Source organism: Reyranella sp. (assembly GCF_044224635.1).
Taxonomy (GTDB): Bacteria; Pseudomonadota; Alphaproteobacteria; order Reyranellales; family Reyranellaceae; genus Reyranella.
Window position 1 is genome coordinate 88,626 of the sequence record NZ_JBGAKA010000018.1, and the last position, 17,343, is coordinate 105,968.

Consider the following 17,343-nt stretch of genomic DNA (forward strand, 5'->3'; position numbering starts at 1 on the left):
GAAACATCATGTCCAGGATTCGGCGTCGTGCGCTGCTCGCGAGCAGCGCTGCTTTCGCGTTCGCTCCCGCCATCGTGCGCGCCCAGAAGAAGTACGATCCCGGCGTCTCCGACAAGGAGATCAAGCTCGGCCACACCAATCCCTACAGCGGGCCGCTGTCGGCCTATGGCGTGATCGGCAAGGGCATCGCCGCCTACTGGAACATGGTGAACGACGGCGGCGGCATCAACGGCCGCAAGGTCACCTTCATCACCTACGACGACGGCTTCCAGCCGCCCAAGACGGTCGAGATGGTGCGCAAGCTGGTCGAGGACGATGGGGTCTTCTCGACCTATCAGCTGCTCGGCACGGCGACCAACACGGTGGTGCAGAAATACCTCAACCAGAAGAAGGTGCCGCAGCTCTTCGTCGCCACCGGCGCGTCGAAGTGGGGCAATCCCAAGGAGTTCCCGTGGACCATGGGCTGGCAGCCCGACTACGTCTCCGAGGCGACGATCTACGCCAAGCACATCCTGGCCAATCACAAGGGCGCCAGGATCGGCGTGCTCTACCAGAACGACGATGCCGGCAAGGACTACCTGCATGGCTTCCAGAGGGGCCTCGGCAAGGACAACGAGAAGCAGGTCGTCGCCGCGATGAGCTACGAGGCCACCGACCCGACCGTCGACAGCCAGGTGATCCAGATCAAGAGCTCGGGCGCCGAGGTGTTCTTCAATGCCTGCGCGCCCAAGGCGGCGGCCCAGGCGATCCGCAAGGTGGCCGACCTGGGCTGGAAGCCGGCGCATTATCTCGCCAACGTCTCGGCCTCGGTCGCCTCGACCCTGAAGCCGGCCGGGCTCGAGAACAGCAAGGGGATCCTCACCGCCTACTACCTCAAGGATCCGACCGACCCGCAATGGGAGACCACGCCCGACTTCGTCGAGTGGAAGGCCTTCATGACCAGGTACATGCCGGGCGCCAACATGTCGGACGCCTCCTACGTCTACGCCTACTCGGTATCGACGACGATGCGGCACGTGCTGGCGCAATGCGGCAACGAGCTGACGCGCGCCAACCTGATGAAGCAGGCCGCCAGCCTGAAGGATCTCGTGGTGCCGCTGCTGCTGCCCGGCATCAAGATCAACACCAGCCCGACCGACTTCTATCCCATCCAGTCGCTGTGCCTGGCGCGCTTCGACGGCGAGACCTGGAAGCTGTTCGGTGACGTGATCTCGGGCGATACCGCGTAGCCGGTCTTTCTCGCTCTCCGCAGAGGGGGGACCTGCCCTACAAACGGCTGTCATCCCGAGCGCAGCGAGGGATCTTTGACGCCTCGCCAAAGATCCCTTGCAAGCGACGCTTCCTCCGCAAGCGTTGAACCCGGGATGACAAGAATGTCGTCGCAACATTCATATCCAGGGATTGAGAACGGGAACGCGGGCGCGCTCGTACTCGCGCGTATCCCGCGTCACGACCGTGAGTCCGTGATGCATCGCGGTCGCTGCGATGAACAGGTCGGGCTGCGAGTAGGTGTGGCCCGCCTTGCGGCCCGCTTCGACCAGCATCCGCCATTTGAGGATGACGTCCTCGCTTACGTCGAGAATGCGTTGCTCGAACATCGGCCGGACTTTGTGCGTCAGCCAGTCGTTCAGCTCCGCACGCCGCGCGGCGTCGGCCAGAAGCTCGATGCCAAACCGAATCTCCGCCAGCGTCACCGCACTGACATGGAGCAGGTCGAGCGGCTGCCCGTCGACGAACGCCACCACTTTCTTGTCGGGCCTCGACCGCCGCAGTTCGGACAGGACGTTAGTGTCGAGCAGCCACCCCGTCACAGATCGACGTCGCGCACGGGCATCTGCCCGCGCCTCGGCTCGATATCGACGTCGCGATAAGGCGACGCTTGCAGGGCGTCGACCAGTGCTCGCCCTGTGCGCTCGCCCTTGAGGCGGCGGAATTCGTCCGCAGCTACGACGACGACCTCGTCGCGCCCGTGCACGGTCACAAGCTGCGGCCCTTCGCTCCGCACGCGGCGCACCAGCTCGCTGAAGCGAGCCTTGGCATCCTGAAGTGGCCAACGTCCCGGCGGACGTGGCAGCTTGGGCGGCAATTGGGATTTTCTAGTCATACTGACTAGTATATCGGAGAGGCCGTCTGTTTCAAGATACTTGATGCCCACGACGATGCGGCAGGTGCCGACGCAATACGGTGACCGAGCTGACGCGCTCCGATCTGACGGGAGCCGACGCACCTCGACGGCGAACCATGGAAGCTGTTTGCCGACGTCATCTCGAGTGAAGCAGCTGAGCACGACACGCTCGATGTGCAGGGCGGAAGAGTCGTCTGCCGGATCCTGGAAGGCCGGCGGCGGGAGTCGCTAGTCTCGCCTCGAGCAACCCCGAGCAGTGTAAGGGGTGCCTCGAGGAGGAAGTAGTATGTCCAGGATTCGACGCCGCGCGGTGATCGCCGGCAGTGCCGCCTTCACCTTCGCCCCCGCCATCGTCCGCGCGCAGAAGAAATACGATCCGGGAGTCACCGACAAGGAGATCAAGCTCGGTCACACCAACCCCTACAGCGGGCCGCTGTCGGCCTACGGCGTGATCGGCAAAGGCATCACGGCCTACTGGAACATGGTCAACGACCAGGGCGGCATCAACGGCCGCAAGATCAACTTCATCACCTACGACGACGGCTTCCAGCCGCCCAAGACGGTCGAGATGGTGCGCAAGCTGGTCGAGGACGACCAAGTCTTCGCGATCTACCAGCTGCTCGGCACGCCGACCAACACGGTGGTGCAGAAATACCTCAACCAGAAGAAGGTGCCGCAGCTCTTCGTCGCCACCGGCGCGTCCAAGTGGGGCAATCCCAAGGAGTTCCCGTGGACGATGGGCTGGCAGCCCGACTACGCGACCGAGGCCGCTCTCTACGCCAAGCACATCATGGCCAACCATCCCAATGGCAAGGTCGCGATGCTTTACCAGAACGACGATTCCGGGAAGGACTACCTCAACGGCTTCATCGCCGGCTTCGGCAAGGACAAGGACAAGTTCCTGATCAAGACGGTGAGCTACGAGGTCACCGATCCCACGGTCGACAGCCAGATCATCCAGCTCAAGGATTCAGGCGCCGACGTCTTCTTCAACGATGCCGCGCCGAAGGCGGCCGCGCAGGCGATCCGCAAGGTCGCCGACCTCGGCTGGAAGCCCGCCCACTACCTCGCCAACGTCGCGGCATCGGTGGCGTCGACCCTCAAGCCGGCCGGCCTCGACAACAGCAAGGGCATCATCACCGCCGCCTACCTCAAGGACCCGACCGATCCGCAATGGGCCAACGCGCCCGACTTCCTCGAATGGAAGGCGTGGATGGCGAAATACATCCCCCAGGGCAACATGGCGGACGCCTCGTACACCTATGCCTACTCCGTGTCGTCCACCATGCGCCACGTGCTGACGGCCTGCGGCGACAATCTCACGCGCGCCAACCTGATGAAGCAGGCCGCCAGCATGAAGGACCTGGTGGTGCCGATCCTGCTGCCCGGCATCAAGATCAACACCAGCCCAACCGATTTCTACCCCATCCAGTCCGTCCAGCTGGCGCGCTTCGACGGCGAGACGTGGAAGCTGTTCGGCGAGGTCCTGAGCCACGAAGGCTCCTAAGGACACTGCCCAGCCGATCCAGTGAGCATGGATCGAGCCGAGATTGGGCGGGCGGAGCTGCAGGAACAGGCGCATGAGCGGGTCCTGCAGCCGGGCGCCGACGACGTTTCGGTGCTTGCCGTCGCCAGTGGGGCGGCCGAATGCCACGAGCTCGCCGAACGCGGCGGCGACAACGGGCTGCCTGGTCGAGCTCAACGGCGACAGCGGCGCGGCCCTGGCCGTGGCACGGAAATCGCTCGGGTACGACCGGCGGCGCGGCGTGGTACGCTGGGTATGTCATGCCATGCCGCGACCCGATCGACACGCCGTCGACCTGACTGAGGACAGGACCATGCAGACCGACCTCCAGACCGCCAATCCGCTGCCGATGCCCGCACCCCGTCCGGGCCGTTGGGCCAATGCCAACGAGCTGCCGGTGATCGATTTCGCGCCGGTAAGCGGCAAGAACGAGGAGGCAATCGAGCGCGTCGCTCGCGAGGTCCACGACGCCTGCCGCGACATCGGCTTCCTCACCATCGTCAACCATCCAGTGCCGCCCGAGAAGATTCGCGCGATCTTCGAGGCGTCCAGGCGCTTCTTCGCCTTGCCGCTCGCCGCGAAGATGCACGCCTACATGGGCAACTCAAACCTGTTCCGCGGCTACCTGCCGATGGACGAGCCCGGCCAGCAGCCTGATTTTCGCGGCAAGGCAATCGAGGGCTTCCAGCCGCATCTCGATCCGGCGCGCATGAAGGCACGCAAGCCGCATCTCAACGAGGCCTTCCAGGCCTCGCTCGAGCTGCCGCCGGACGACCCTGATGTGCTCGCTGGCAAGCCGCTGCACGGCCAGAATCTGTGGCCGGAGAACTTGCCAGGCTTTCGCGAGACGGTGCTCGACTATCACACGACGATGACCGGCTTCGCTGCCTTGCTGGCGTCCGTCTTCGCGCGCGGGCTGAAACTGCCGCCGGACTACTTTGCCCAGTTCTACAGGAAGCCGCTGATCCAGGTGCGGCTGCTGCACTACCTGCCGCAGGACACGCAGGCGGCGCTCGAAGGCGGCGACAGCCGCGCCCACCAGGATGGCGGCGGCTTCACCATGCTGCAGCAGGACGATGTCGGCGGGCTCGAGATCAAGAGCAAGTCGGGCCAATGGCTGATCGTGCCGCCGGTCGAGAACAGCTTCGTCGTCAATATCGGCGACAGCATGCGCATGTGGACCAACAACCGCTTCGCCTCGACCCTGCATCGCGTCGTCAATCACTATGGCCGCGAGCGCTATTCGGTGGGCGTGTTCGCCAATCCCGACTACGACACCGTGATCCGTCCGCTGCCGACCTGCGTCGATACACAGCATCCGCCGACCTTCGACCAGATGCTGTCGGGCGAGGCCATGCTGTTCCTCTACAGCCGCGTCTGGCCGTCCAAGGGCGAGCCGGACAAGGTTTCGGGGTACTGATCGTCCACCTCCTATGAAAATCGGGGCGGGCACCGCCCCGATTTTCTCAGCATCGTGGTGCGCGCCGGCGTGCTGGGGGTCTCCCCAGCGGAGCTGGGGAGAAGGAGAAAGATCACCGCGCCAGCAGCGCGTCCATCACCAGGCGGCGCGAGTTCTCGAGGTGGTCGCGGGCGACCCGTTCGGCGGCAGCACCGTCACCCAGCGCCAGGGAGTCGATCAAGACGCGATGGTCGGGGCCCATCGACTTCACGCGGTCGAACACGAAGGTCAGCAGGTGCATGGTGCGCTGACTTTCCTCGAGCAGGGAGGCCACGATGCGGGTCAGGCGATCGTTGCCCGCCGCGCGCGTGATCTCGATATGGAAATCGTTGTTGGCCTCGATCCAGCGCCGTTCGCTGCGGCGGTCGCCGATCCTGAGGCCGCGCGTCACCCGGTCGTGCAGCTCCTCGAGGAGCGGGATATCGGCGCGGCCGGCCGCCAGCCGCGCCGCCGCCGGCTCGACGATGAGCCGGAGCCCGAACACCTCGTTGACCGACTCCAGCGTGACAGACGCCACGGTGTAGCCCTGACGCGGCCGGGCGATCACCAGGCCCTCGCGCGACAGCGCGGCCAGGGCCCAGCGCACCGGCGCCTTGCCGACACCATAGGCCTCGGCCAGCTGGCTTTCGCTGCACGATTCGCCCGGCACGTAGACGCAGCCCACGATATCGCGGCGGATTCGGCCGTAAATCTCCTCGCCGAGCGAACGCGGCGCGGCGGGTTTGCGCCGCCGCGCACCGGGCGGCCGGGCCATTCGCACCAGCGGGCTCGCGCGATCCAGTGACATGTCAGATGATTGCGGCCTCGCCATTGCAATGGCAAGAGCGAAACCGGCCCGGCACCCGCCATTGACTCGTGACATGTCACGATGCTTTCGTGTCGCCGATCGCCACGCCGGCTCGCGGATGGTTGTTCTCCAAAGCGCCCGAAGTTTGGAAATCGTTTCCGCCCATGAGCCCGATGGCCGCAACTATGAAAAATCCTGACGTGCCCGGCGTGCGAGGATGGGACATGCTGGGAGGCAAGAGGGGACTTCGATGACATTGCCAGTGCCGACGCTCGATCACGTGGTGATCAATGCGCGCGACGACATGGATCGCGCCGCCGACATCTACCAGCGGCTGGGATTCACCCTGACGCCGCGCGGCTACCATTCGCTGGGCTCGATCAACCATCTGGCGATGTTCGGTACCGACTATCTCGAGCTGATCGCGGTGCCGAAGGGCGCGACATCAGGACGGCTCGATCTTCTCACCTTCCCGTTCGGGCTGAATGGGCTGGTGTTCGGTTCCGAGGACTCCGCCATCACCTACGACTCGCTCGTCAAGGCCGGCGTGCCGATCGAGCCGCCCGTCGAGTTCACCCGCCCGGTCGATATCGGCCCCGAGAAGCGCGACGCGCGCTTCCGCACCGTGCGCATGAAGGCCGGGGTCGTGCCCTACGGCCGCGTCTACTACTGCCATCATTTCACCCGCGATCTGGTGTGGCGCGACGAATGGCGCCATCACGCCAACGGCACCGTCGCCGTGGCGCGCGCCCTGATCGTCGAGCCGGACCCGGCCGCCGGCGCCAAGCTCTACATCGACATGTTCGGCGCCGACTCGGTGCGCAACATCAAGGGCGGCAAGTCCGTCGTCATCGGCAATTCGCGCTTCGACATCGTGACCGAGGCCGAGCTGCGCGACCAGTTCGGCGATGCCGCGCCGGATCCGGAGGGTCGCCCGGCCTACATGGCCGGCCTCACTTTCCGGACGGCGTCGCTCAACAAGGCGGCGCACACCCTGCACACCGGCAAGATCGCCGACGTGCGCCCGGGCGCCGGGCGGCTGGTCGTGCCGGCCAAGCAGGCGCTGAATGCCGTGCTGGAGTTCGTCGAGTAGGCGCCTCTCGTATCATCGAGCAAGGGCGGATCATCGAGAAGGGTCGGATCGCCAAGACGGGTTGTTGGGAGCGGCGGGAATCCATGGAGTATTACGACTGCTTTGCCGTGAGCTATGCCGCGGCGCGCGCCAAGTTCCTGGCCGCGTCGGCCGGCTGCGGCGGCGACGTCCGCTCCTTCGTGCATCCCGACAGGACGGCGCCGGACGGGGCGCCGCTCGCCGTCGACGTCGCACGCTTCGGCGATCGCCGGGCGGCCCGCCAGGCGCTGATCGTCAGCGGCACGCACGGCCAGGAAGGATTCAGCGGCTCGGCGGTCCAGGTCGGCTGGATGAATTCGGGCGGGCCGGCGAGACTGCCGGCCGACCTCGGCGTCGTGCTGGTGCACGGGCTCAATCCCTACGGCTTTGCCCATCTCACGCGCACCACCGAGAACAACGTCGATCTCAACCGGAATTTCGTCGACCGGTCAGCAGCGCCGCTGCCCGCCAACCCGCACTATGAGACGCTGCACGAGGCGCTTCTGATGCGCCAATGGACCGCTGACGAGAACGCCCGCGTCGATGCCGCCCTGGCCGCCTTCACCGAGCAGAACGGCCGCGATGCCCTGTTCGACACCCTGGCGCGCGGCCAATACGCTCATCCGGACGGGCTGATGTATGGCGGCCACGAACGCGAATGGTCGAGCCGCACGCTCGAGGCGATCGTGCAGGAGACGCTCGGCGACGCCGAGAAGGTGGCCTTCATCGACTGGCACACCGGGATCGGCGACTACGGCAAGCCGTTCTTCCTCTGCTTCAACGATGCCGGCAGTCCGCTGTTCGCGCGCGCCTGCGACTGGTGGGGCAAGGACAACGTCGTCGGCGTCCGGCCGCACGGCATGGAGCGGCCGAACTATACCGGCCTGGTGTTCCACGGCGTGCAGCGCTTCCTCGGCAACCGCGAGATGTGCGGCGCGGTGATCGAGTTCGGCACGCGCGGCGTCAACATGCGCCGCGTGCTGCGGCTGGACCAGTGGCTGCGCCGCCAGAACGGCCTCGATCCGGATCTGCGCGCGGCTTTGCAGGCTGACATGATGGACGCCTTCTGCCCCTTCGACGGCCAGTGGCGTGCCGGTACGCTGGCCAGCGGCCTGGACCTTACCGACCGAGCGATCGCGGGACTTGCCTCATGGTGACCATCAAGTACGACAATCAGGGCGACGCGATCTCGCGTGACGTGCCCGCCGACAGCCTGGCGCTGATCGACGACGGCGGCAACGGCACCGAGCGGCGCTACACCTACGGAGACATGCTGCGGCTGAGCGGTGCGATCGCGCGCGGCCTGCTGAAGCGCGGGCTCGGCCGCGGCGATCGGGTCGCCATCCTGTCGGCCAATCGCGCCGAGTTCCTGCTGACCTTCCTCGGCACCATGCAGGCCGGGCTGGTCTCCGTGCCGGTGAACTACAAGCTGCCGGCCGAGACGGTGGGCTACATCGTGGGCGATTGCGACGCCAAGCTGGTGATCGGCGACGACACGCGCCTTACCCTGGCGCCGGACGGCGTGCCCAGGATCTCGTTCGATCGCGACTTTGCTGCCCTGCTCGACGAAGGCCCGTTCACGCCGCTCGCCATGAGGCCAGAGGAACCGGCGATGTTCCTCTACACATCGGGTTCGACCGGCCGACCCAAGGGCGTGGTGCTGTCCCACTATTCGCACCTGTGGGCGATCAGCCAGCGGGTGCGCCGGCCGGTGCCGATCGGCCAACGTTCCCTGATCGCCGCACCGCTCTATCACATGAACGGGCTGGCCATGAGCCAGACGACCCTGAGCCATGGCGACACCATCGTGTTGCTGCCGCAATTCACCACCAAGGCCTATGTCGAGGCCGCCGCGCGCCATCGCGTGGCGTTCCTGACCTCGGTGCCGACCATGATCGCCATGATCCTGCGCGAGCCCGACCTGCTGGCGAACAACGACCTGTCGGCCGTCGAAGCGGTGCGCATGGGCTCGGCGCCGATCACCCAGTCGCTGATCGACCAGGTGCGCGAGACCTTCCCCAAGGCGCAGATCAGCAACGGCTACGGCACGACGGAAGCAGGCCCCGTGGTGTTCGGCCTGCATCCCAAGGGCATTCCCCAACCCGAGCTGTCGACCGGCTATCCGCATCCCGATGTCGAGCTCAGGCTGATGCGCGATGGCAGGGAGATCATCGGGACGGATGGCGAGGGCGGCGTGCTCGAGATGAAGTGCGGCGCCCTGATGACGCACTATCACAATCTGCCGGAGGCCACCGCCAAGGCGATGACACCGGACGGCTACTACCGCACCGGCGACGTGTTCCGGCGCGACGACAACGGTTTCTTCTATTTCGTCGGCCGCGCCGACGACATGTTCGTGTGCGGCGGCGAGAACATCTATCCCGGGGAAGTCGAGAAGATGCTCGAGCGCCATCCCGCCATCCATCAGGCGGCGGTGCTGCCGGTGCCGGACGAGCTCAAGGGCCACAAGCCGATCGCGTTCGTGGTCAAGGCGCCCGGCGCCGAGCTCGACGAGCAGGCGGTCAAGAGCTATGCGCTGACCCATGCGCCAGCCTATCAGCATCCGCGCCGCGTGCTGTTCATCGCCGAGATGCCGCTTGCCGGCACCAACAAGATCGACAAGCGCGTGCTGGCGCGACAGATACCAACCGAAGGGGAGATCCAGGGATGAGAGCCGCAGTCGTCCGCGAGCATGGCGGGCCGGACCGTCTGAATTTCGAATCGAGCTTCCCCGATCCCAAGCCCGGCGAGGGCGACGTGATCGTGGCGGTCAAGGCCGCGTCGCTCAACTACCACGACGTTTTCACGCGCCGCGGCATGCCGGGCATCAAGGTGCCGATGCCGGCCATCATGGGCCTCGACGTGGCGGGCGAGATCGCCGAGGTGGGTCCCGCCGTGACGGGATGGAAGAAGGGCGATCGCGTCGTCGTCGACCCGATCAACCGCGTCGAGGGCGGGCTGATGGGCGAGACCATCCATGGCGGCTTGGCCGAGCTCTGCCGGACGCGGGCCCATCAGCTGATCCGCATTCCCGACGGCGTGAGCTACACCGATGCGGCGGCCCTGCCCTGCGCCTACGGCACCGCGCTGCGCATGATGACGACCAACGGCCATGTCGCGAAGGGCGAGAAGGTGGTGATCCTCGGGGCCTCGGGCGGCGTCGGCGTGTGCTGCCTGCAGATCGCCAAGATCGCCGGCGCCGAGGTGATCGCCTGCGCCGGCACCGACGCCAAGGCCCAGCGCCTGGCCCAGCTCGGCGCCGACAAGACGATCAACTACGTCACGCACGACTTCCAGGACGAGGTCTACAAGCTCTACGGCAAGCCGACGCGGCGCGGCGGCGGCACCGACCGCGGCGTCGACGTGGTGGTGAACTACACCGGCGGCGAGACCTGGGTGAAATCGCTCAAGGTGCTGAAGGTCGGCGGCCGGCTGCTGACCTGCGGCGCCACCGCGGGCTTCGATCCCAAGGAGGACATCCGCTTCATCTGGACCTTCGAATTGAAGGTGCTGGGCTCGAATGGCTGGGGGCGGTCCGACGTCGAGACGCTCCTGAAGATGGTCCAGGAAGGCAAGCTCAAGGTCCTGGTCGACAAGGTCTACAAGCTCGAGGATGCCCGCGAAGCGCTGCGCGTGATCGAGGATCGCGAGGTGTTCGGCAAGATCGTGGTGGCGCCATGAGCGGCAGGCTCGTGCCCCTCACCAAGGCGGAGCTGCAGGCGATGCTCGATCATTCGCCGTTCATCGCCTTCCTGGGGCTCACGGTGACGGAGGCCGATCCGGCCAACGACCAGCTCACCATGACCTGTGCCATGCGGCCAGAGTTCGAGCGCGGCGCCGGCACCGGCCAGTGGCACGGCGGCCCGCTTGCCGCGATCATCGACACGGTCGGCGACTACGCGCTGATCATGACGCTGCGCCGCGGTCTGCCGACGATCAACTTCCGCGTCGATTACCTCCGACCCGCCATCAAGACCGGACTCGTCATCACGGCCAAGGTGCGGCGGGCCGGCAAGAGCGTGGGCGTCGTCGACGTCGACGTGTTCAACGACCAGAAGGCACTGCTGGCGGTGGGGCGGGCGGCGTACTCGACGCTGGTGAATTAGCTCTTCAACGCCTCCCCAGCTTCGCTGGGGAGGTGCCCCGTCATACGGGGCGGAGGGGTCATGAGTCACAAGAGGCAGCGGGGCCATGACTCATGACCCCTTCGTCGCCGAAAGACGGCGACACCTCCCCAGCAGAGCTGGGGAGGGATCTGAGGGCGGTATAAACTTTGCTTCGGGGTGTGATCGGGGACGGAGGGGCTTATGACCAAGGGATTTTCACGTCGTTCATTCGGCGCCGGCGCGCTTGCCGCCGGCATCATCGGCAAGAGCGGTGTCTCGCTCGCCCAGGGAACGCCCAAGCGCGGCGGCACCTTGGTTGCGACCTGGGGCGGCGGCGAGCCGCAGGCCTGTTACGTGCCGGCGGGCGGCGGCTCGAGCCCGACCTTCTCGTCGTCCAAGCTGTTCGAGCGGCTGGGCAATCGCAAGATGGACGGTGCCTTCGTCGGCGAGCTGGCCGAAGCGTGGAAGCCGGCCGCCGACTTCAAGTCCTATGCCGTCAAGATCCGCAAGGGCGTGAAGTTCCACGACGGCAAGGAAATGACCGTCGATGACGTCGTCTACTCGATCGACGAGATCTGGAAGAAGTATGCCGCCGCCTCGGCGATGACCGACTTTGCCGGCGTCGAGGCGCCGGACAGCGACACGGTCGTCATCAAGTTCAACAAGCCGGTGCCGGAATTCTTCTTCTCGTCGCTGCTGTGCGGCAACGTCAACTACATCGTGCCCAAGCACGTCTATGCCGGCTCCGATCCGGTCACCAACCCCGCGAACAATGCGCCGGTCGCCACCGGGCCGTGGAAGTTCAAGGAGTGGGTGCGCGGCAGCCACTTCGAGTATGTCCGCAACGACGCCTACTGGCGGAGGGACATGCCCTACATGGACCGGCTGATCATCCGTTACGTACGCGATCCGGCCGGCCGTGCCGCCGCCATGGAGGCGGGCGACATCCATATCGGCGTGTTCAATCCGGTGGCGCCGCCCGACATCAAACGGCTGACCGGGACGGGCAAGTTCGTCGCCACGCCCAAGGGCTACGAGGAAGCCGTGTGGTCGACCTCCTTCGAGGTCAATATGCGCAACCCGATCTTCGCCAAGCGCGAGGTGCGGCAGGCGATGTTCTTCGCCGTCGACCGCAACCTGATCGCCAAGACAGTCTACTACGGCTACGCGCGGCCGGGCACGAGCCCGATCTTCTCGCCCAACAAGGAATTCTTCACCGCTGACACCTTCAAGACCGCCTTCGATCCCAAGAAGGCGGCCGCCCTGCTCGATGCGGCGGGCTACCCGAAGCAGAAGGACGGCAAGCGCTTCACCCTGAACCTGCTGGCGGCCGGCTGGTTTGCCGAGAACGGCAAGATCGGCGCCATCGTCAAGCAGGGGCTGGAGGATGTCGGCGTCGGCATCAACCTCACCGTCCCCGACCGGCCGACCTCGATCAAGCGCATCTACACCGACTACGATTTCGACCTGGCGATCTCCAACCAGGCCAACCCGTCCGAGCCGGTGCCGTCGACGACGCAGTACTACACCTCCGACGGCATCAAGAAGGGCGTGCCGTTCCGCAACGCCTCGGGCTTCAACACGCCCGAGGTCGACGCCCTGGTCGAGAAGATCAAGGTCGAGACCGATCCGACCAAGCGCAAGGAACTGGTCATCGAGTTCCAGAAGATCACCACACTGGAATGCCCCAACCTGCCCCTGGTCGAGCTCGAATCGATCACCGTCGCCAGCACCAAGGTGCAGAACCATTCCAACGACCCGAACTACCTGGCGGCAAGCTGGTACGACATATGGCTGGCGTGAGGGCATCTTCCTCATCCGCTCCCAATGTACCTCCTCCGTCATACGGAGGAGGTGCCCCCGAACGGAAGCGGAGGGGCATTGGCATTAGTTTGCAAAAGGATCTCACCCTGAGGAGCGGCCCGAAGGGTCGCGTCTCGAAGGGTCTGCAACAGAGCGGGTGCTGCGACACACTATTTCAGAGACTCTGTGCGGCCCCTCCTTCGAGACGCCCGCGGAGTTTATGCCGAGGGAACTCGAGGGGCGGCCTCCTCAGGATGAGGACTTTGTTGGGCCTTCAACCAAATTCAACGCCTATAGGGCGGAAGGGGAAGGCCTCAGTCCTGATGCTTCCGATTCCGACGTCGGAATCATGCCAGTATCGTCTGAGGCTTTCCCCCTCCGGCCCTTCGGGCCACCTCCGCCGTAAGACGGGGGAGACAAGAGTTTCGCCGTGGCCGTAGCCGCCGCCAGCTCGCGCCAGCGGGCGGCGCTGCGACTCCTGCGGCGGCGGCTGATCCAGGCGGTGCCGCTGATGCTGGGCGTTGTCGTGATCAATTTCTGCCTGATCCAGCTGGCGCCCGGCAGCTTCCTCGACCTGATGACGGCGGAGAACCAGGTCAGCGACCCGGCGACGGTCGAGCTCCTGCGCAAGACCTACGGGCTCGACGATCCGGTGTGGCTGCAGCTGGTGAAATACATCTGGGCGCTGCTGCAATTCGATTTCGGCTTCTCATATCGCCAGAACATGCCGGTGATCCAGGCGATCTCGGTGCACCTGCCGGCGACCCTGCTGCTCATGACGTCGAGCATCGCTCTGGCGCTCGCCGTCGGCGTGGCCGCGGGCGTCGTCGCCTCGGTCAAGGTGCGCACGGTGTGGGACACGCTGGTCTCGGTCGCCGCCATGTTCTTCTTTGCCGCTCCGAGCTTCTGGCTCGGTATCATGCTGATCGTGCTGTTCGCGGTGAAGCTCGGCTGGCTGCCGGTCGGCGGCATGGCGACGATCGGCGGCGCGGGCGGCGGCATCGCCGGCGTGCTCGACATCCTGCACCATCTGATCCTGCCGACCCTGGCGCTCGGCCTGTTCTATGCCGCGATCTACGCCCGCGTCATGCGCTCCTCGATGCTCGAGGTGGCGCAGCTCGATTTCGTGCGTACCGCACGCGCCAAGGGGCTCAGCCGCAACAGGGTGACGGTGAGTCACGTGCTGCGCAACGCGCTCCTGCCCGTGGTCACCATCCTCGGCGTGCAGATGGGCACGGTGCTGGCCGGGAGCGTGGTGATCGAGAGCGTGTTCAGCTGGCCCGGCATCGGCTCGCTGCTGTTCGACAGCGTGAGCTCGCGCAACTATCCGGTCGTGCTCGGCATCATGGTGCTGGGCTCGCTGGTGGTGATCGGCGCCAACATCGCCGTCGACCTGGTCTATATGTGGCTCGACCCGCGCATCGAGATCCGCTGATGATGCGCCTCGATTTCCCCCGCTTCGAGTTCGTGGCCCGGTTTGCCCGCAACCGCGGTGCCCTGGTCGGCGCGGTGCTGATCTTCCTCGTGGCGCTGATGGCGGTGCTGGCGCCGGTGCTCTTTCCCACCGATCCGCTGCGCATCGTCGGCGCGCCCGAGCTGTGGCCGGGCGAGGATCCCGACTTCCCGCTCGGCACCGATTCACTCGGCCGCGACATCCTGGCGATGATCGTGCACGGCGCGCGCGCCACCCTGCTGATCGGGCTGTTCGCCTCGGCCGTCGCCACCCTGATCGGCGTCACCATCGGCGCCATCGCCGGCTATTTCGGCAGCTGGGTCGACGAGATCGTGATGCGAGCAGCCGAGCTGTTCCAGACCATCCCCAACCTGATCTTCGTGCTCACCATCGTCGTCATCCTGGGCTCGACGCTCACCAACATCGTGATCGCCATAGGCATCGTGAGCTGGACGTCGATCGCGCGCATGACCCGCGCCGAGTTCCTGGCGTTGCGCGATCGCGAGTTCGTGCAGGCCTGCCGCGCCATGGGCATGGGCAATGGCGGCATCATCCTGGGCGAGATCCTGCCCAACGCCCTGCCACCGGTGATCGTGCTGTCCTCCCTGGTGGTGGCCGGCGCCATCCTGTTCGAATCGGCGGTCTCCTTCCTGGGCCTTGGCGATCCCAACGTGGCGAGCTGGGGCCGCCTGGTCGGCGATGGCCGCCAGCTGATCCGCAGCTCGTGGTACATCTGCGCCATCCCCGGAGTCGCCATCATGGTGACGGTGCTCTGCCTCAACCTGATCGGCGACGGGCTGAACGACGCCCTCAATCCCAAGCTCAGGGATCGGTGATGGGCGGTCACGCGTGTCGCACCACTCCGTGGCGCCCTCATTCTCCTCCTCCCCAGCTTCGCTGGGGAGGTGTCCGCGTAATCGCGGACGGAGGGGTCAAGGGCCCCAGTCACGATGCTCATGACCCCTCCGTCGCCGAGATCCTTCGCTTCGCTCAGGACAGGCGGCGACACCTCCCCAGCGAAGCTGGGGAGGAATCGAGGGCGCCATGACCCGCCCTCTCGAAGTCACCGGCCTCAGCACCACCCTGTTCACGCGGCGCGGCGAGATGAAGGCGGTCGAAGGCCTGTCGCTCTCGGTCGCTGCCGGCGAGACGGTGGCGCTGGTGGGCGAATCGGGTTGTGGCAAGTCGCTATCGGCGCTGTCGATCATGCGCCTGCTGCCCGACCCGCCGGCGCGCATCGTCGGCGGGACCGTGGCGCTGAACGGCCGCGATCTGGTGGCCCTGACCGAAGAGGCAATGCTGGCCATCCGGGGCAAGGAGATCGGCATGATCTTCCAGGACCCGATGAGCTCGCTCAATCCGGTGGCGACGATCGAGAAGCAGATCGCCGAGGTGCTGATGGCGCATGGCGAGCTCGGCCGCAGCCAGGCGCGCGTCCGCGCCCACGAGCTCCTGGAGCTGGTCGGCATGCCCGATGCCGCGCGCCGGCTCGATGCCTATCCGCACCAGCTCTCCGGCGGCATGTGCCAGCGCGTCATGATCGCCATGGCGATCGCCTGCAGCCCATCGGTGCTGATTGCCGACGAGCCGACGACGGCCCTCGACGTCACCGTGCAGGCCCAGGTGCTGGCGCTGCTGAAGCGCCTGCAGGCCGACGCCGGCATGGCGATGATCTTCATCACCCACGATCTCGGCGTGGTGGCGGAGACGGCCGATCGTGTCGTGGTGATGTATGCCGGCCGCAAGGTCGAGGAGGCGCCGGTCGATGCGCTGTTCGAGACGCCCTTGCATCCCTACACGGCCGGCCTGATCGGGGCGACGCCGGTGCCGGGTGCGGCGCGCGCCGACCGCCTGGCCGACATCCCCGGCATGGTGCCGCCGCTCAACGCCCTGCCGCCGGGCTGCGCCTTCGCGCCGCGCTGTCCCCGGGTGATGGAACGCTGCCGGCACGAGCGGCCAGCGCTCACCCGGCCGGCGGCGGACCGCCTGGTCGCCTGCTTCGCCGTCGAGCAGGATTGAGCCCCGTGTCGCTGCTCGCGCTCGACGACGTCCATGTCCACTTCGCCACCGCGGGCGGCCTGGTGCGCGCGGTCAACGGCGTCAGCCTCGAGCTCGCCGTCGGCGAGACGCTGGGGCTGGTGGGCGAGTCGGGCTGCGGCAAGTCCACGCTCGGCAAGGCGATCGTCAAGCTGGTGCCGATCGCCGGCGGGGCCATCGTGGTCGACGGCGTCGATATGGCCCCGCTCACCGGCGAACGCCTGGCCGAGATGCGCCGCAAGGTGCAGATGATCTTCCAGGACCCCTACGGCTCGCTCAATCCGCGCTCGCCGGTCGGCCGCTCGGTCGCCCAGCCGCTGCTGGTCGCCGGCTGGAAGAAGGATGCCGCGGCGGCGCGCGTCGACACGCTGCTGGGCTGGGTCGGCCTGCCGGCCGACGCCAAGCAGCGTTATCCGCACGAGTTCTCGGGCGGCCAGCGCCAGCGCATCGGCATCGCCCGCGCGCTCGCCCTCAACCCCAAGCTGATCATCTGCGACGAGCCGGTGTCGGCGCTCGACGTCTCGGTGCGCGCCCAGGTGATCAACCTGCTCGAGGACCTGAAGAGCGAGTTCGGCGTCTCCTACCTGTTCATCAGCCATGATCTGTCGGTGGTCGAGCACATCGCCGACCGCGTCGCGGTGATGTATCTCGGCACGCTCGTCGAGATCGGCGGGCGCGACCAGATCTGGCGCAACCCGCAGCATCCCTACACCAAGGCGCTGCTGGCGGCCGCGCCGATTGCCGACCCCAAGGCGGCGCGGGCGCGCCAGCGCACCATCCTGCAGGGCGAACTGCCGAGCCCCCTCGATCCGCCGCCCGGCTGCCCGTTCCAGTCGCGCTGCCCGATCGCCGAGGCACGCTGCCGGCACGACAAGCCCGCGCTGCGCCCGACCGCCGACGGCGGCCTCACGGCGTGCCATTTCGTTTGATTGGGCTA

Annotated in this window: 16 protein-coding genes; 13 read left to right on the forward strand and 3 right to left on the reverse strand. The window is 66.5% G+C overall.

All coding sequences use genetic code 11. From position 1 onward, the window contains the following. Positions 1-8 precede the first annotated feature (8 nt). Positions 9-1,229 (forward strand): ABC transporter substrate-binding protein, encoded by a 1,221-nt coding sequence (locus tag ACILR9_RS17590; protein WP_395711247.1) that lies wholly within the window; start codon positions 9-11, stop codon positions 1,227-1,229. A gap of 159 nt (positions 1,230-1,388) precedes the next feature. Here ACILR9_RS17590 and ACILR9_RS17595 read toward each other — a convergent pair whose 3' ends face one another. Together ACILR9_RS17595 and ACILR9_RS17600 are read right to left on the reverse strand one after the other, a co-directional pair. Beyond that, entirely contained in the window at positions 1,389-1,811 is a 423-nt protein-coding gene (locus ACILR9_RS17595; RefSeq protein ID WP_395711248.1) for a type II toxin-antitoxin system VapC family toxin, read from the reverse strand. Beyond that, positions 1,808-2,104 carry a type II toxin-antitoxin system Phd/YefM family antitoxin gene (locus tag ACILR9_RS17600; RefSeq protein ID WP_395711286.1) on the reverse strand — a complete coding sequence of 99 codons (297 nt, stop codon included), beginning with the start codon at positions 2,102-2,104 and terminating at the stop codon, positions 1,808-1,810. The genes ACILR9_RS17595 and ACILR9_RS17600 overlap by 4 nt, the downstream gene beginning before the upstream one ends. Before the next feature lie 307 nt (positions 2,105-2,411). Here ACILR9_RS17600 and ACILR9_RS17605 point away from each other — a divergent pair, with 307 nt between their 5' ends. Both ACILR9_RS17605 and ACILR9_RS17610 read left to right on the forward strand, forming a co-directional pair. Then, entirely contained in the window at positions 2,412-3,632 is a 1,221-nt protein-coding gene (locus tag ACILR9_RS17605) for an ABC transporter substrate-binding protein (RefSeq protein ID WP_395711249.1), read from the forward strand. Positions 3,633-3,705: 73 nt separating this feature from the next. Continuing rightward, positions 3,706-5,070, forward strand: a complete 1,365-nt coding sequence (locus ACILR9_RS17610; RefSeq protein ID WP_395711250.1) for an isopenicillin N synthase family dioxygenase — start codon at positions 3,706-3,708, stop codon at positions 5,068-5,070. Positions 5,071-5,182: 112 nt separating this feature from the next. On the opposite strand, the gene ACILR9_RS17615 is transcribed toward ACILR9_RS17610, so the two are convergent. Then, complete coding sequence (locus ACILR9_RS17615; RefSeq protein WP_395711251.1) at positions 5,183-5,896, reverse strand: GntR family transcriptional regulator; 714 nt, start codon at positions 5,894-5,896, stop codon at positions 5,183-5,185. Positions 5,897-6,146: 250 nt separating this feature from the next. Here ACILR9_RS17615 and ACILR9_RS17620 point away from each other — a divergent pair, with 250 nt between their 5' ends. The 10 genes from ACILR9_RS17620 to ACILR9_RS17665 all read left to right on the forward strand — a co-directional run bounded on the left by ACILR9_RS17620 (position 6,147) and on the right by ACILR9_RS17665 (position 17,335). Continuing rightward, complete coding sequence (locus ACILR9_RS17620; RefSeq protein ID WP_395711252.1) at positions 6,147-6,989, forward strand: VOC family protein; 843 nt, start codon at positions 6,147-6,149, stop codon at positions 6,987-6,989. 83 nt (positions 6,990-7,072) lie between these two features. Further along, positions 7,073-8,164, forward strand: a complete 1,092-nt coding sequence (locus ACILR9_RS17625; protein WP_395711253.1) for a M14 family metallopeptidase — start codon at positions 7,073-7,075, stop codon at positions 8,162-8,164. After that, positions 8,158-9,678, forward strand: a complete 1,521-nt coding sequence (locus ACILR9_RS17630) for a class I adenylate-forming enzyme family protein (RefSeq protein WP_395711254.1) — start codon at positions 8,158-8,160, stop codon at positions 9,676-9,678. The genes ACILR9_RS17625 and ACILR9_RS17630 overlap by 7 nt, the downstream gene beginning before the upstream one ends. Continuing rightward, positions 9,675-10,688, forward strand: a complete 1,014-nt coding sequence (locus ACILR9_RS17635) for a zinc-binding dehydrogenase (protein WP_395711255.1) — start codon at positions 9,675-9,677, stop codon at positions 10,686-10,688. Before ACILR9_RS17630 ends, ACILR9_RS17635 begins: the two co-directional genes overlap by 4 nt. Further along, the gene (locus tag ACILR9_RS17640) at positions 10,685-11,113 is read left to right on the forward strand and encodes a PaaI family thioesterase (protein ID WP_395711256.1); all 429 of its coding nucleotides are present in this window, start codon (positions 10,685-10,687) and stop codon (positions 11,111-11,113) included. Before ACILR9_RS17635 ends, ACILR9_RS17640 begins: the two co-directional genes overlap by 4 nt. 201 nt (positions 11,114-11,314) lie before the next feature. After that, the gene (locus ACILR9_RS17645; RefSeq protein WP_395711257.1) at positions 11,315-12,916 is read left to right on the forward strand and encodes an ABC transporter substrate-binding protein; all 1,602 of its coding nucleotides are present in this window, start codon (positions 11,315-11,317) and stop codon (positions 12,914-12,916) included. A gap of 430 nt (positions 12,917-13,346) precedes the next feature. Then, positions 13,347-14,351 (forward strand): ABC transporter permease, encoded by a 1,005-nt coding sequence (locus ACILR9_RS17650; protein WP_395711258.1) that lies wholly within the window; start codon positions 13,347-13,349, stop codon positions 14,349-14,351. Then, positions 14,351-15,205 (forward strand): ABC transporter permease, encoded by an 855-nt coding sequence (locus ACILR9_RS17655; protein WP_395711259.1) that lies wholly within the window; start codon positions 14,351-14,353, stop codon positions 15,203-15,205. Before ACILR9_RS17650 ends, ACILR9_RS17655 begins: the two co-directional genes overlap by 1 nt. A 208-nt stretch (positions 15,206-15,413) precedes the next feature. Then, positions 15,414-16,388 (forward strand): ABC transporter ATP-binding protein, encoded by a 975-nt coding sequence (locus ACILR9_RS17660; RefSeq protein ID WP_395711260.1) that lies wholly within the window; start codon positions 15,414-15,416, stop codon positions 16,386-16,388. Positions 16,389-16,393: 5 nt separating this feature from the next. Beyond that, positions 16,394-17,335 carry an ABC transporter ATP-binding protein gene (locus tag ACILR9_RS17665; RefSeq protein ID WP_395711261.1) on the forward strand — a complete coding sequence of 314 codons (942 nt, stop codon included), beginning with the start codon at positions 16,394-16,396 and terminating at the stop codon, positions 17,333-17,335. Positions 17,336-17,343: the final 8 nt, after the last annotated feature.